Raw genomic sequence first — 13,595 nt, 5'->3', positions numbered from 1 at the left:
TCGAGAACTTGATTCCATGACTTCGCAAACGCATGCAGTGAGCGCTGATTCCATTCGGAATTTCAACCGCGAGCTGGTTCTCGCGGCGATGGCCGATTCGTTCCGCAAGCTGTCGCCGCGGCTGCAGTTCAAGAACCCGGTGATGTTCGTGGTGTTCGTGTGCAGCGTGCTGACCACGCTGCTGTGGGTGCAGGCACTCGCGGGCCACGGCGAGGCGCCGACCGGTTTCATCTTCTGGGTCAGCCTGTGGCTGTGGTTCACCCTGCTGTTCGCGAACTTCGCGGAGGCGCTGGCGGAAGGCCGCGGCAAGGCGCAGGCCGACGCGCTGCGCGGCTCGCGCAAGGACGTGATCGCCAAGAAACTGGCCAGACCCGAGCGCGAGGCGGCGATCACGTTCACCCCATCGGCCGAATTGCGCACCGGTCACCACGTGCTGGTGGAAGCGGGCGAGCAAATTCCCGGCGACGGCGAAGTGGTGATCGGCGCGGCGAGCGTGGACGAGAGTGCAATCACCGGCGAATCCGCACCGGTGATCCGCGAGTCCGGCGGCGACCGCAGCGCGGTCACCGGCGGCACGCGGGTGCTGTCGGATTGGCTGGTGGTGCGCATCACCAGCAATCCGGGCGAGAGCTTCCTCGACCGCATGATCGCGATGGTGGAAGGCTCCAAGCGGCGCAAGACGCCGAACGAGATCGCGCTGACCATCCTGCTGGCGAAGTTCACCCTGATCTTCCTGCTCGCCTGCGCCACCTTGCTGCCGTATTCGATCTACAGCGTGCAGGCGGCGGGCATCGGCCATCCGATCACGCTGACCGTGCTGGTCGCGCTGCTGGTGTGCCTGATTCCCACCACGATCGGCGCGCTGCTGTCGGCGATCGGCATCGCCGGCATGGACCGGATGATCCGCGCCAACGTGATCGCCACCTCCGGCCGCGCGGTCGAGGCGGCCGGCGACGTCGACGTGCTGCTGCTGGACAAGACCGGCACGATCACCCTGGGCAACCGCCAGGCGGTGGCGTTCCATCCGGCGCCGGGCGTGGCGGAGGGCATCCTCGCCGAAGCGGCGCAGCTCGCCTCGCTGGCCGACGAGACGCCGGAAGGGCGCAGCATCGTGGTGCTGGCGAAGCAGCAGTTCGATCTGCGCGGGCAGCCGCTGGAGGCCCTGGGCGCGCAGTTCGTGCCGTTCACCGCGCAGACCCGGATGAGCGGCGTGGATCTCGGCGCGCGGCAGATCCGCAAGGGCGCGCTGGATGCCGTGGAGAAACACCTGGAGGCGCAGAACAGCCACCTGCCGCCGCTGGTCAAGCGCATGGCCGAGGACATCGCGCGCCGCGGCGCCACCCCGTTGATCGTCACCGAGGGCGCCCGCGCGCTGGGCGTGATCGAGCTGAAGGACATCGTCAAGGGCGGCATCAAGGAGCGCTTCGCGGAGATGCGCCGGATGGGCATCAAGACCGTGATGATCACCGGCGACAACCCGCTCACTGCCGCAGCCATTGCCGCGGAAGCCGGCGTCGACGACTTCCTCGCCGAGGCCACGCCCGAAGCCAAGCTCAAGCTGATCCGCAGCATTCAGGCCGAGAACCGCTTGGTGGCGATGTGCGGCGACGGCACCAACGATGCGCCGGCGCTGGCCCAGGCCGACGTGGCGGTGGCGATGAACACCGGTACGCAGGCGGCGAAGGAAGCCGGCAACATGGTCGATCTCGATTCCAACCCGACCAAGCTGATCGAGGTGGTGGAGATCGGCAAGCAGATGCTGATCACCCGCGGCTCGCTGACCACGTTCTCGATCGCCAACGACGTCGCGAAGTACTTCGCGATCATCCCGGCCGCGTTCGCGACGACCTATCCCGCGCTCGATGCGCTCAACGTGATGCATCTGGCGACACCGCAGAGCGCGATCCTGTCGGCGGTGATCTTCAACGCGCTGATCATCATCTTCCTGATCCCGCTGGCCTTGAAGGGCGTGAAGTACCGCGCGTTGGGCGCCGGTGCGCTGCTGCGCCGCAACCTGCTGGTCTACGGCCTCGGCGGCGTGATCGTGCCGTTCATCGGCATCAAGCTGATCGACTTGTTGCTGGTGCTGTGCGGACTGGCCTGATTTCTTTTGCCCGTCATTCCGGCGAAGGCCGGAATCCAGTTGCCTTGTTGTACCGGGGAGCCTGGATCCCGGCCTGCGCCGGGATGACGACTCCACTTCATGGAGCTCTGTCATGCAAACACTGAAGCTTTCGCTTTCGCTGCCCGACGACGCGCATCCGGACATGGAGCTGCGCGTATCGACCAACGACACCGAGTACGACGTGGTGATCGCCATGCCGGCACGCGCACCGGCTGGAGCCGGCGTGGTGGCCGATGCCGGGGCCGCGGCGAACCGCGAAGAAAACGAATACGTGCTGGGCGGCTACGCCGGCATCTGACATGACGGCCGCGTTGCGGCGGCCTCGACGATTCGACTACTGCCGAAAGCGGCCGTTGCGGGCCGATGCAACAAGGAAAGCCATGTCACACAAGAAGATTCTCCCGCTGGCACTGCTGCTGGCGATGCTGCCGGCAGGGCGTGCGCTGGCTGACGCCGCCGCCACGGCCGCGCCGCTGGTCGCCGACCCGCAGAGCGTGATCGCGCCGCCGCCGCCCTTGGCGGAAAGCGGCAATTGTTCCGCCGGGTTCCTGTCGCGCGTGGCCGCGGCGTACCGCGAGGACGCGCAGCCGGCCGACCCGAATGCGCCGGCGCCGAAGCGCCGCGCCATGGATGCGCCGTTCGACTCGCCGCCGTTCCCCAACTCGGAATGGCAGATGGGTGGCGTCCCTGCACCGATCGGCGTGCCGGACACCAACTCCACTTATCCGCTGGAGAAGGCATTGGGCTGCACCAGGCTCGGCCAGTGGATGCAGCGCAACCGCATCGAGGTTTTCGGCTGGGTGACCCCGGCGGCGAATCTCAGTTCGTCGAGTTTCTCGAACTATCCGCTTTCCTACAACACCCGCCCGAATCGCGCGGAGCTGGATCAGTTCGTCACCAACATCATGCGTGTGGAAGATACGGTTCAAACGGACCATGTCGACTGGGGTTTCGATATCTCCAACCTGTATGGCTACGACTACCACTACACGGTGACCAGGGGCGTGTTCAGCAATCAGCTGCTGAACCATCCCGCGCCGGGCCAGCCGCTCAACGGCAAGATCTATGGCGACGACCCGATGCTGTTCTACGGCGATATCTATATCCCGTGGGTGGCGGAGGGCATGGTCGTCCGCATCGGTCGCTGGTTGTCGCTGCCGGATATCGAAGCCCAGTTCTCGCCGCAGAACTACCTGATGACCCACTCGATCCTGTACACGGTCGATCCGTATACGCAGACCGGCGTCATGACGACGACGCGGCTGAGCCGCCAATGGACCATCCAGATCGGTGTCAACGCCAGCAACGACGTCGCGCCCTGGAATTCCGCGGCGCGTCCGTCGCTGCAGGCCTGTGTGCGCTGGGTGTCGGCCGACAACAACGACATGCTTTACCCCTGCATCAACAACTGGAACAAGTCCGATTACAACTACAACAACGTGCAGATGTACGTGGCGACCTGGGGCCATCGCTTCAACCAGCATTTCCACATGCTGACCGAGGCCTATCGCATGTACGGCCGCAACATTCCGGGCTTTGGCCCGGGCGGCACCCCCGGCGTCGCCGGCTCCTCGCCGTTTGCCGGCACGGCGGGTGCCTTTGGTGTCGTGAACTACCTGAACCTCGAACTGGACTCCAACAATATGCTGTCGATCCGCAACGAGTTCTACGACGACGAGAAGGGCCAGCGCACCGGCTATGCCACGCGCTACAGCAGCCACACCATCGGCCTCACGCACTGGGTCACGCAGGATCTGGAGATCCAGCCGGAGCTGCGCTACGAGCATTCCTATGACGTGAATGCCTACGACGGCGGCAAGAAGGACTACCAGGCCGTCGCCCTCCTCGATGCGATCATCCACTACTGAGGTGTCGACCATGGGCAGGATGTTGCGCAATGCCGCGATGCTGTTGTTGCTGATGACGGTGATCACCGGCATCGCCTATCCGCTGCTGGTCACCGGGCTGGCGCAGGCGGTCTTCCCGGTACAGGCGAACGGCAGCCTGTTGGCGAAGGACGGCAAGCCAATCGGCTCCGCGCTGATCGGCCAGCCGTTCACTGCATCGAAGTACTTCTGGGGTCGGCCGTCGGCCACCGCGCCGCAGGCCTACAACGGCACTGCGTCCAACGGGTCCAACCTCGGGCCGACCAACCCGGCCCTGGCCGACGCGGTGAGGCAGCGCATCGCCGCGTTGCAGGCGGCCGATCCCGGCAACACCGCGCCGATCCCGGTGGAGCTGGTCACCGCCTCCGGCAGCGGCCTCGACCCGGAGATCAGCCCGGCGGCGGCGCAATACCAGTTGGCCCGCGTGGCCCGCGCACGCGGCCTGCCGTTGGCCGAAGTGCAGGCGCTGGTGGCGCGCTGCACGCGCGGCCGCCAGCTCGGCGTGCTGGGCGAGCCACGGGTGAACGTGCTCGAACTCAATCTGGCGCTGGACGCGCTCCCGGAGCACCACGTTGGCGCTAACGTAGGCGCATGACCGACGCCACCCGCGACGCCCGCGCCGATGCCTTGCTCGATGCCGTCAACGGCGAGCGGCAGCGACGCCTGAAGATCTTCCTCGGCGCCGCACCGGGCGTGGGCAAGACCTGGGCGATGCTGTCGGCCGCGCGCGAGCTGAAGAAACAGGGCGTGGACGTGGTGGTGGGCCTGGTGGAAACCCACGGCCGCGTGGAGACCGCGGCGCTGCTGGAGGGGCTGGAGGTACTGCCGCGGCGGCGGGTGAACTACCGCGACCGCGAGTTCGAGGAATTCGACCTGGACGCCGCGCTGGCGCGCAAGCCGGCGGTGCTGCTGGTGGATGAACTGGCGCACACCAATCTCCCCGGCGGCCGCCACGAGCGGCGCTGGCAGGACATCGCCGAACTGCTCGACGCCGGCATCGAGGTCTATACCGCGCTCAACGTGCAGCACCTGGAAAGCCTCAACGACCAGGTGCAGCGCATCACCGGCATCACCGTGCGCGAGCGCGTGCCCGATGCCTTCCTCGACCGCGCACGCGACATCGTGCTGGTGGACCTGCCACCGCGCGAACTGATCCAGCGGCTCAAGCAGGGCAAGGTCTACGTGCCGGAAACCGCCGCGGCGGCGCTGGATGCGTTTTTCTCCCCCACCAACCTTGCCGCGCTGCGCGAGCTGTCGGTGGACACCGTGGCCGGCCATGTCGAGAGCGACCTGCGCGGCAGCATGCTGGCGCGTGGCACGGCGATGCCGGTGCGCCGCCGCGTGCTGGCGGCGATCGACGGCCACGCACAGAGCGAATACCTGGTGCGCGTGGCGCGACGTATCGCCGAACGGCGTGGCGCGCCCTGGAGCGTGGTGTTCGTGGACAGGGGTGCGCAACTGGACGCCGCGCGGCGCGAACAGCTGGAGAGCGCGTTGCGGTTGGCACGGCGGCTGGGCGGCGACACGGCAGTGCTGCGTGGCCACACCGTCGCCGACGAGCTGCTGGCGTACGCCGATCGCGAGGGCGCCGGCCAGATCATCCTCGGCCGTACCCGCGAGCGCCTGTTCGCACGCATGGTGGGCCGCTCGCTCACCCAGCAGCTGTTGCGCCGCGGCGCGCACCTGGAGCTCACCATCGTCGCCACGCCGGCCGAGCGTGCGGCCTCGCGCCGGCGCCTGCGGCTGGTGCCGCCGGGCGGCTTCGGCCGGCGCGGCGAATACACCTACGCCACGCTGGCCACACTGGGTGCGCTGGTGCTGGCCTTCGTCGGCCAGCGCTACCTGTCGGTGGCCAACCTGTCGCTGATCTTCCTCACCGCCGTGCTGGTGGTGGCGGTGCGCACGCGCATGGCGGTGGCCGTCTACACGGCCATCCTCTGCTTCGTCTCCTACAACTTCTTCTTCGCCCCGCCGGTCTATTCGCTGGAGATCTCCAGCCCCGACGACGTGCTGGCGGTATGCCTGTTCCTGCTGGCCGCGCTGGTGTGCAGCCGGCTGGCCACGCGGCTGGCGCAGCAGGTGGAGTCGCTGCGTGCCGCGCACGTGCAGGCGCGCGCGCTGCTGCTGCTGGGCCAGCGGCTGGCCGCAAGCACCGATGCCGCCGGTATCCGCACGGTGGGCGCCGCGGCGCTGGCGCAGGCCTTGCCCTGCGAGGCCGCGCTACTGGCGCGCGACGCCGCCGGCGCATTGCAGCCGATGGCGGCGGAGCCGCACGACCTGCCCCTGCTGCCGCAGGACCTGGCCGCCGCCGACTGGTGCGAGCGTCATGCCACGCCGGCGGGCCGCTACACCGACACCTTGAACGCCGCGCCTTGCTGGCTGCTGCCGCTGGGCAGCGAGGAACAGCGGCTGGGCGTCGCCGCGCTGCGCTTTCCCGCCGATGCAGGCGAGCCCGATCCGGATCGCCGCAGCCTGGCGCTGGCGATGGTGCAGGACATCGGCCAGGCGCTGGCCCGTGCCCGGCTGGCCGAGGAACTGGAGGGCGCGCGCGTGCAGGGCGAGACCGAACGCCTGCGCAGCGCGCTGCTGTCCTCGGTGTCGCACGACCTGCGCTCGCCGCTGTCCTCGATGATCGGCGCGGCCGGCACCCTGGTCGACTACGAGGAGCGTTTGCCGCCAACCGAGCGCCGCGAACTGCTGGAGGCCATCCTTGGCGAGGGCCAGCGGCTGGATCGCTACATCCAGAACCTGCTGGACATGACCCGGCTCGGCCACGGCACGCTCAAGCTCAACCGCGACTGGGTGGATGTGGCCGAGATCGTCGCCGCCGCGGTGACGCGCCTGCGCAAGCTGTTCCCCGCGGTGCGGGTGGACACCGCGTTGCCGCCGGACACCGTGCTGCTCTACGTGCATCCCGCGCTGATCGAGCAGGCACTGTTCAACATCCTGGAGAACGCCGCGCGCTTCTCGCCGCCGGATCAGCCGGTCACGGTGAGCGTCCACGGCGAGGGCGGACGCCTGCTGCTGGACGTGGGCGACCGCGGCCCCGGCATCCCCGAGGACGAGCGCGCGCGCATCTTCGACATGTTCTATTCGGTGTCGCGCGGCGACCGCGCCACGCAAGGCACCGGACTCGGGCTGGCGATCTGCCGCGGCATGATCGGCGCGCACGGCGGCAGCGTGGAGGCCTTGCCGCGCGCGGGCGGCGGCACCACCATCCGCATCAGCCTGCCGCTGCCCGACGTGCCCACCGAATCCGCATGAACGCCTCCCCCCGCATCCTGGTGATCGACGACGAAGCGCAGATCCGCCGCTTCCTCGACATCGGCCTGCGCGCCGAGGGCTACCAGGTGCTGCTCGCCGCCAACGCCGCGGACGGCCTGGCGCAGGCCGCCACCGGCAGCCCGGACCTGGTGATCCTCGACCTTGGCCTGCCCGACCGCGACGGCCACGAAGTGCTGGCCGAGTTGCGTCAGTGGAGCCGCGTGCCGGTGCTGATGCTCACCGTGCGCGACGCCGAGACCGAGAAGGTGCGCGCACTGGATGCCGGCGCCAACGACTACGTGACCAAGCCGTTCGGCATCCAGGAACTGATGGCGCGTCTGCGCGCGCTGCTGCGCCAGCGCCCGGCCGGCGAGCCGGAAGCGCCGCCGCGCTGGAACGACGGCCGGCTCAGCGTGGATCTCGGCCGCCGCGAAGTGCGACTGGATGGCGCCGAACTGGCGCTGACCCGCAAGGAATACGCCGTGCTGGCGCTGTTGCTGCGCCACGTTGGCCGCGTGGTCACCCAGCCGCAGCTGCTGCGCGAGGTGTGGGGTCCCAGCCACGTGGCCGACAGCCAGTACCTGCGCATCGTGATCGGCAAGCTGCGCCAGAAACTGGGCGACGACCCGGCCCAGCCGCGCTGGCTGAAGACCGAGCCGGGTGTGGGCTATCGCTTTCTGGGCTGAGCGGCTCGGTCTTCAGATTGCCCAAGGCATGCCCGGCCGCGACATGTTCGGGCTGGTGTTGCGTACATGGCGGTACCCGCGTGCGGCAGTGGCGTGGTGCTGTCCCTGTCTGTCGCGCCGCGCCGGGTACATGGTGCAAATCGCGCGACTGGACCGAAGCCCGCCTGGTCCCGGGCAGTGACGACGGGACGCCGACCGATGTCCGGTGTCTGCCCTGGACCGCGGCGCTTGCCTGCCCGCGCCCCACATTGCCGGATGCGCACCTCGTGCGCCTTGCGGTCGCCGTCGATGCCGCCCTGCAGGGCAGTCAAGCCGGGGTTCTCAAGGGAGGGGCTTCCACCCGCTAAAATACGCCGTCGACACGCCAGCCGGGCGTTCATTCCCAAGGTTCCCGATATCCATGAATACTGCCTACCGCCAACCCCTTCCCGGCGCGTCGCTGGATTATTTCGATGCGCGCGCCGCCGTGGAGGCGATCCGGCCAGGCGCCTATGACGCGCTGCCGTACACCTCGCGCGTGCTTGCCGAGAACCTGGTGCGCCGTTGCGATCCGGCAATCCTCGTCGAGTCGCTGAAGCAGCTCATCGAGCGCAAGCGCGAGCGCGATTTCCCGTGGTTCCCGGCGCGCGTGGTGTGCCACGACATCCTCGGCCAGACGGCGCTGGTGGATCTGGCCGGCCTGCGTGACGCCATCGCCGACCGCGGCGGCGATCCGGCCAAGGTGAATCCGGTTGTGCCGGTGCAGTTGATCGTCGACCACTCGCTGGCGGTGGAATGCGGCGGTTTCGACCCGGATGCGTTCGCGAAGAACCGCGCGATCGAGGATCGCCGCAACGAGGACCGTTTCCACTTCATCGAGTGGACCAAGCAGGCGTTCGAGAACGTCGACGTGATCCCTCCGGGCAACGGCATCATGCACCAGATCAACCTGGAGAAGATGTCGCCGGTGATCCAGGTACGCCACGATGAGAACGGCAAGGGCGTGGCCTATCCCGATACCTGTGTGGGCACCGACAGCCACACGCCGCACGTGGATGCGCTCGGCGTGATCGCCGTGGGCGTGGGCGGCCTGGAGGCGGAGAGCGTAATGCTCGGCCGCGCCTCGTGGATGCGCCTGCCGGACATCGTGGGCGTCGAGCTCACCGGCAAGCACCAGCCCGGCATCACCGCCACCGACATCGTGCTTGAGCTCACCGAGTTCCTGCGCAAGCAGAAGGTGGTCGGCGCGTACCTGGAATTCCGCGGCGAAGGCGCGGCCAGCCTCACGCTGGGTGATCGTGCGACCATCTCCAACATGGCGCCGGAATACGGCGCCACCGCCGCGATGTTCTTCATCGACGGCCAGACCATCGACTACCTGCGCCTCACCGGCCGCAGCGACGAGCAGGTCAAGCTGGTGGAGACCTACGCCAAGGCCGCCGGCCTGTGGGCCGACACGCTGGCCCATGCGCAGTACGAACGCACGCTGACGTTCGATCTGTCCTCAGTGGTGCGCAACATGGCCGGCCCGTCCAATCCGCACAAGCGCCTGCCCACGTCCGATCTCGCCGCGCGCGGCATCGCCGGCGAGTGGAAGGAGCAGCCGGGCCACATGCCCGATGGCGCGGTGATCATCGCCGCCATCACCAGCTGCACCAACACCAGCAACCCGCGCAACGTGATCGCGGCCGCACTGCTTGCGCGCAATGCGAACAAGCGCGGCCTCACGCGCAAGCCGTGGGTGAAGAGCTCGCTCGCGCCCGGCTCCAAGGCCGTGCAGTTGTATCTGGAAGAAGCGAACCTGCTGCCGGAGCTGGAGAAGCTCGGCTTCGGCATCGTGGCGTTCGCCTGCACCACCTGCAACGGCATGTCCGGCGCGCTCGATCCGGCGATCCAGCAGGAGATCATCGATCGCGACCTGTACGCCACTGCCGTGCTGTCCGGCAACCGCAACTTCGACGGCCGCATCCATCCGTATGCGAAGCAGGCGTTCCTGGCCTCGCCGCCGCTGGTGGTGGCCTACGCCATCGCCGGCACCATCCGCTTCGACATCGAGCAGGACGTGCTCGGCATCGACGCCAACGGCCAGCCGGTGACGCTCAAGGACATCTGGCCCAGCGACGAGGAGATCGACGCGATCGTGTCCTCCAGCGTGAAGCCGGAGCAGTTCCGCAAGATCTACGAGCCGATGTTCGCGCGTACCGGCCGCACCGGCACCCGCGCCACGCCGCTGTACGCCTGGCGTGCGCAGAGCACCTACATCCGCTGCCCGCCGTACTGGGAGGGCGCGCTCGCGGGCGAGCGCACGCTCACGGGCATGCGTCCGCTGGCGGTGCTCGGCGACAACATCACCACCGACCATCTGTCGCCGTCGAACGCGATCCTGCCCGACAGCGCCGCGGGCGAGTACCTCGCGAAGATGGGCCTGCCGGAAGAGGACTTCAATTCGTACGCGACCCATCGCGGCGACCACCTCACCGCGCAGCGCGCCACCTTCGCCAACCCCACGCTGCTCAACGAGATGGCCGTGGTCGACGGTGAAGTGAAGAAGGGTTCGCTGGCACGCGTGGAGCCGGAAGGCAAGGTCATGCGCATGTGGGAAGCGATCGAGACCTACATGGGTCGCAAGCAGCCGTTGATCGTGATCGCGGGCGCCGACTACGGCCAGGGCTCGTCGCGCGACTGGGCGGCGAAGGGCGTGCGGCTGGCGGGCGTCGAGGCGATTGTCGCCGAGGGGTTCGAGCGGATTCATCGCACCAACCTGATCGGCATGGGCGTGCTGCCGCTGGAGTTCAAGCCGGGCACGAACCGCAAGACGCTGGGCATCAATGGCAGCGAAACCTTCGACGTGATCGGTGCGCGTACGCCACGCGCGGATCTCACCCTGGTCATCCATCGCAGGAACGGCGAGCGCGTCGAGGTGCCGGTGACCTGCCGTCTGGACACTGCCGAGGAGGTGTCGATCTATGAGGCGGGCGGCGTGCTGCAGCGCTTCGCGCAGGATTTCCTCGAATCGTCGCAGGCGGCATGAGCCGGATTGCGGAGCGTCGTTTGTTCTTCATGGCCATGCCTCCGCCGGCATGGGTGGATGACACGCGCGCTCTGCTGGTACGGCTTGGGCTGGACAAGCGTCTGCGAAGCGCGCTGTTTGCACCGGCGAATTGGCATCAGTCGTTTTCCGAGCGCATTTTTTCACCGACCGAGGAAGAATGCGCTGCGTTGCTGCAGGTTGGCTCAGCCGTTTCCGCATCCTCGTGCACGCTGCATTTCAACCGCATCGACGGACCGGCCGACATGCCAGGCCGGATTCATTGGACGATGCGTGCGCGTGGCGTGCCGAAAGCGTTTGCCGCCTTGTTGCAGGAGGTTCGTGACCACCTTGGCCATGCAGGATTCGGTCGCATCGCCACTGGCGTGACGCCGCACATGACCTTGAGCTATTGCGCGCACGATACGCTGGACAAGATCGTGCTCGATCCGCCCGTCGCATGGACCATCGACGAGTTGTGTCTCGCCATCGGTGGCGGCAATCCGTACCGCTACGACATCATCGGCCGCTGGCCATTGCTGCCTGAAATTGATCCACCCGCCACGCAGCCTGGCCTGTTTTGAGGCGGCGGCGAGCCCTTCCGGAGATTCCCATGTCGCATGTTGCACAAATCCGCATTCCCGCCACCTACCTGCGCGGCGGCACCAGCAAGGGCGTGTTCTTCCGCCTGCAGGACCTGCCCGAGGCGGCGCAGGTGCCCGGCGCGGCGCGCGATGCGCTGCTGCAGCGCGTGATCGGCAGCCCCGATCCCTACGGCAAGCAGATCGACGGCATGGGTGGCGCCACCTCCAGCACCAGCAAGACGGTGATCGTGTCCAGAAGCACGCGACCGGACCACGACGTGGATTACCTGTTCGGCCAGGTGGCGATCGACAAAGCGTTCGTCGACTGGAGCGGCAACTGCGGCAACCTGTCGGCGGCGGTCGGTCCGTTCGCCATCGCCGGTGGCCTGGTTGATCCCGCGCGCGTGCCGCGCGAAGGCATCGCCACCGTGCGCATCTGGCAGGCGAACATCGGCAAGACCATCATTGCGCACGTGCCGATGACCGCTGGCGCGGTGCAGGAAACCGGCGATTTCGAGCTGGATGGCGTGACGTTCCCGGCAGCCGAAGTGCAACTGGAATTCATGGACCCGGCGGCCGAAGAAGAGGGCGCCGGCGGCGCGATGTTCCCCACCGGCAACCTGGTCGACGACCTGGACGTGCCGGGTGTCGGCACGCTCAGGGCGACCATGATCAACGCCGGCATCCCGACGATCTTTGTCGAGGCCGCCGCGATCGGCTACACCGGCACCGAGCTGCAGGACGCCATCAACGGCGACGCGAGGGCGCTCGCGATGTTCGAGACCATTCGCGCGCATGGCGCGCTGCGCATGGGCCTGATCGAATCGCTGGCCGGGATCGCCACCCGCCAGCACACGCCCAAGGTGGCTTTCGTCGCCCGGCCGGCGGATTACGTCGCATCGAGCGGCAAGCCCGTGCAGGCGGGCGACATCGACCTGCTCGTGCGCGCGATGTCGATGGGCAAGCTGCATCACGCCATGATGGGGACGGCGGCGGTGGCCATCGGCACCGCCGCGGCCATTCCGGGCACGCTGGTGAATATCGCCGCGGGCGGCGGCGAGCGGAAGGCGGTGCGCTTCGGCCATCCGTCGGGAACGCTGCGGGTGGGTGCCGAGGCGGTGCTGGCTGACGGTACGTGGACCGTCACCAAGGCGGTCATGAGCCGTAGCGCGCGCGTGCTGATGGAAGGCTGGGTGCGCGTGCCTGCGGGGTGAGGCCGCCGGAGGGGCGCCGACCCGATCCGGCGGTGGCGACCTGGCCCGGCGCATCGACTAGCGCTTCCGGAGCGGCTCCGCCCGTCCACGGGTCGACGGGCCAAACGGGCCTGCACCGCGCGGCCTTCACGGCGGCGCGCGGTGGACCGGCTTTTGGCAGGAAAACGTGCAGCCGGATCGTCCGGGACCGACAGCGCCCCGCGGCGCCGGCCGCGTGCTTCCGGCCGGCGACAGGGTAAGATGCCACCCTCTACCAACCCCGGCCGCAATCCAACCTCACGTGCGGCTGGCTCAACCAGGAAGCGAATCCATGGCACGCGGCATCAACAAGGTCATTCTGGTCGGCAACCTCGGCAACGATCCGGAGGTGCGTTACACCGGCAGCGGCACCGCGATCGCCACGCTGAGCGTGGCCACTTCCGAAAGCTGGACCGACAAGCAGAGCGGCGAGCGCCAGGAACGCACCGAGTGGCACCGCGTGAAGATGTTCGGCAAATTGGCGGAGATCGCCGGTGAATACCTGAAGAAGGGCCGGCAGGTCTACATCGAAGGCTCGCTGCGTACCGAGAAGTACACCGACAAGAGCGGCGTGGAGAAGTACTCCACCGACATCGTCGCCAGCGACATGCAGATGCTCGGCGGTCCCGGCGGTGGCGAAGGCGGCGCGGGTGGTGGCGGCGGCTTCCAGCGCGAGCGCCCGCAAGGTGGCCAGCGCCAGCAGGGTGGCGGCAGCTACGGCAACCAGCCGCGTGGCGGCGGCGCCCCGGCGCCGTCGGCGCCCGCCAACAGTGGCGGCTTCGAGGACGACGACATTCCGTTCTAGGAGTTT

10 protein-coding genes are annotated in these 13,595 nt (G+C 68.2%); all 10 read left to right on the top strand.

The genetic code is table 11. The annotated features are described in order from the left end of the window. The first annotated feature begins 16 nt into the window (after positions 1-16). Positions 17-2,104, top strand: a complete 2,088-nt coding sequence (gene kdpB / locus AB7878_RS05775; RefSeq protein ID WP_369493442.1) for a potassium-transporting ATPase subunit KdpB — start codon at positions 17-19, stop codon at positions 2,102-2,104. A 112-nt stretch (positions 2,105-2,216) separates the two neighbouring features. Further along, entirely contained in the window at positions 2,217-2,423 is a 207-nt protein-coding gene (locus AB7878_RS05770; RefSeq protein ID WP_369493441.1) for a hypothetical protein, read from the top strand. An 82-nt stretch (positions 2,424-2,505) separates the two neighbouring features. Next, complete coding sequence (locus AB7878_RS05765) at positions 2,506-3,993, top strand: outer membrane beta-barrel protein (protein ID WP_369493440.1); 1,488 nt, start codon at positions 2,506-2,508, stop codon at positions 3,991-3,993. A gap of 10 nt (positions 3,994-4,003) precedes the next feature. Beyond that, entirely contained in the window at positions 4,004-4,606 is a 603-nt protein-coding gene (gene kdpC / locus AB7878_RS05760; protein WP_369493439.1) for a potassium-transporting ATPase subunit KdpC, read from the top strand. Then, positions 4,603-7,275 (top strand): ATP-binding protein, encoded by a 2,673-nt coding sequence (locus AB7878_RS05755; protein WP_369493438.1) that lies wholly within the window; start codon positions 4,603-4,605, stop codon positions 7,273-7,275. Before kdpC ends, AB7878_RS05755 begins: the two co-directional genes overlap by 4 nt. Next, positions 7,272-7,961 carry a response regulator gene (locus tag AB7878_RS05750; RefSeq protein ID WP_369493437.1) on the top strand — a complete coding sequence of 230 codons (690 nt, stop codon included), beginning with the start codon at positions 7,272-7,274 and terminating at the stop codon, positions 7,959-7,961. Before AB7878_RS05755 ends, AB7878_RS05750 begins: the two co-directional genes overlap by 4 nt. A 400-nt stretch (positions 7,962-8,361) precedes the next feature. Then, entirely contained in the window at positions 8,362-10,971 is a 2,610-nt protein-coding gene (gene acnD, locus AB7878_RS05745; protein ID WP_369493436.1) for a Fe/S-dependent 2-methylisocitrate dehydratase AcnD, read from the top strand. Next, on the top strand, positions 10,968-11,552 hold the full coding sequence (locus AB7878_RS05740) for a 2'-5' RNA ligase family protein (RefSeq protein WP_369493435.1): 585 nt from the start codon (positions 10,968-10,970) through the stop codon (positions 11,550-11,552). Before acnD ends, AB7878_RS05740 begins: the two co-directional genes overlap by 4 nt. Positions 11,553-11,581: 29 nt before the next feature. Further along, positions 11,582-12,766, top strand: coding sequence for a 2-methylaconitate cis-trans isomerase PrpF (gene prpF / locus AB7878_RS05735; protein ID WP_369493434.1), 1,185 nt, complete (start codon positions 11,582-11,584; stop codon positions 12,764-12,766). Between the two features lie 310 nt (positions 12,767-13,076). Further along, complete coding sequence (ssb, locus tag AB7878_RS05730; protein ID WP_369493433.1) at positions 13,077-13,589, top strand: single-stranded DNA-binding protein; 513 nt, start codon at positions 13,077-13,079, stop codon at positions 13,587-13,589. Positions 13,590-13,595: the final 6 nt, after the last annotated feature.

Origin of the sequence: Rhodanobacter humi, assembly GCF_041107455.1 — a bacterium.
Taxonomy (GTDB): domain Bacteria; phylum Pseudomonadota; class Gammaproteobacteria; order Xanthomonadales; family Rhodanobacteraceae; genus Rhodanobacter_A.
The sequence above is the reverse complement of the archived record's forward strand: the minus strand, read 5'-3'. Positions and strand labels throughout refer to the sequence as shown.

What these genes read in the sequence shown, in the direction of transcription:
- AB7878_RS05770 (WP_369493441.1), top strand. Translation starts at nt 2,217, where the DNA reads ATGCAAACACTGAAGCTTTCGCTTTCGCTGCCCGACGACGCGCATCCG.
- kdpC (WP_369493439.1), top strand. Translation starts at nt 4,004, where the DNA reads ATGGGCAGGATGTTGCGCAATGCCGCGATGCTGTTGTTGCTGATGACG.
- ssb (WP_369493433.1), top strand. Translation starts at nt 13,077, where the DNA reads ATGGCACGCGGCATCAACAAGGTCATTCTGGTCGGCAACCTCGGCAAC.
- AB7878_RS05750 (WP_369493437.1), top strand. Translation starts at nt 7,272, where the DNA reads ATGAACGCCTCCCCCCGCATCCTGGTGATCGACGACGAAGCGCAGATC.
- AB7878_RS05765 (WP_369493440.1), top strand. Translation starts at nt 2,506, where the DNA reads ATGTCACACAAGAAGATTCTCCCGCTGGCACTGCTGCTGGCGATGCTG.
- AB7878_RS05740 (WP_369493435.1), top strand. Translation starts at nt 10,968, where the DNA reads ATGAGCCGGATTGCGGAGCGTCGTTTGTTCTTCATGGCCATGCCTCCG.
- AB7878_RS05755 (WP_369493438.1), top strand. Translation starts at nt 4,603, where the DNA reads ATGACCGACGCCACCCGCGACGCCCGCGCCGATGCCTTGCTCGATGCC.
- acnD (WP_369493436.1), top strand. Translation starts at nt 8,362, where the DNA reads ATGAATACTGCCTACCGCCAACCCCTTCCCGGCGCGTCGCTGGATTAT.
- prpF (WP_369493434.1), top strand. Translation starts at nt 11,582, where the DNA reads ATGTCGCATGTTGCACAAATCCGCATTCCCGCCACCTACCTGCGCGGC.
- kdpB (WP_369493442.1), top strand. Translation starts at nt 17, where the DNA reads ATGACTTCGCAAACGCATGCAGTGAGCGCTGATTCCATTCGGAATTTC.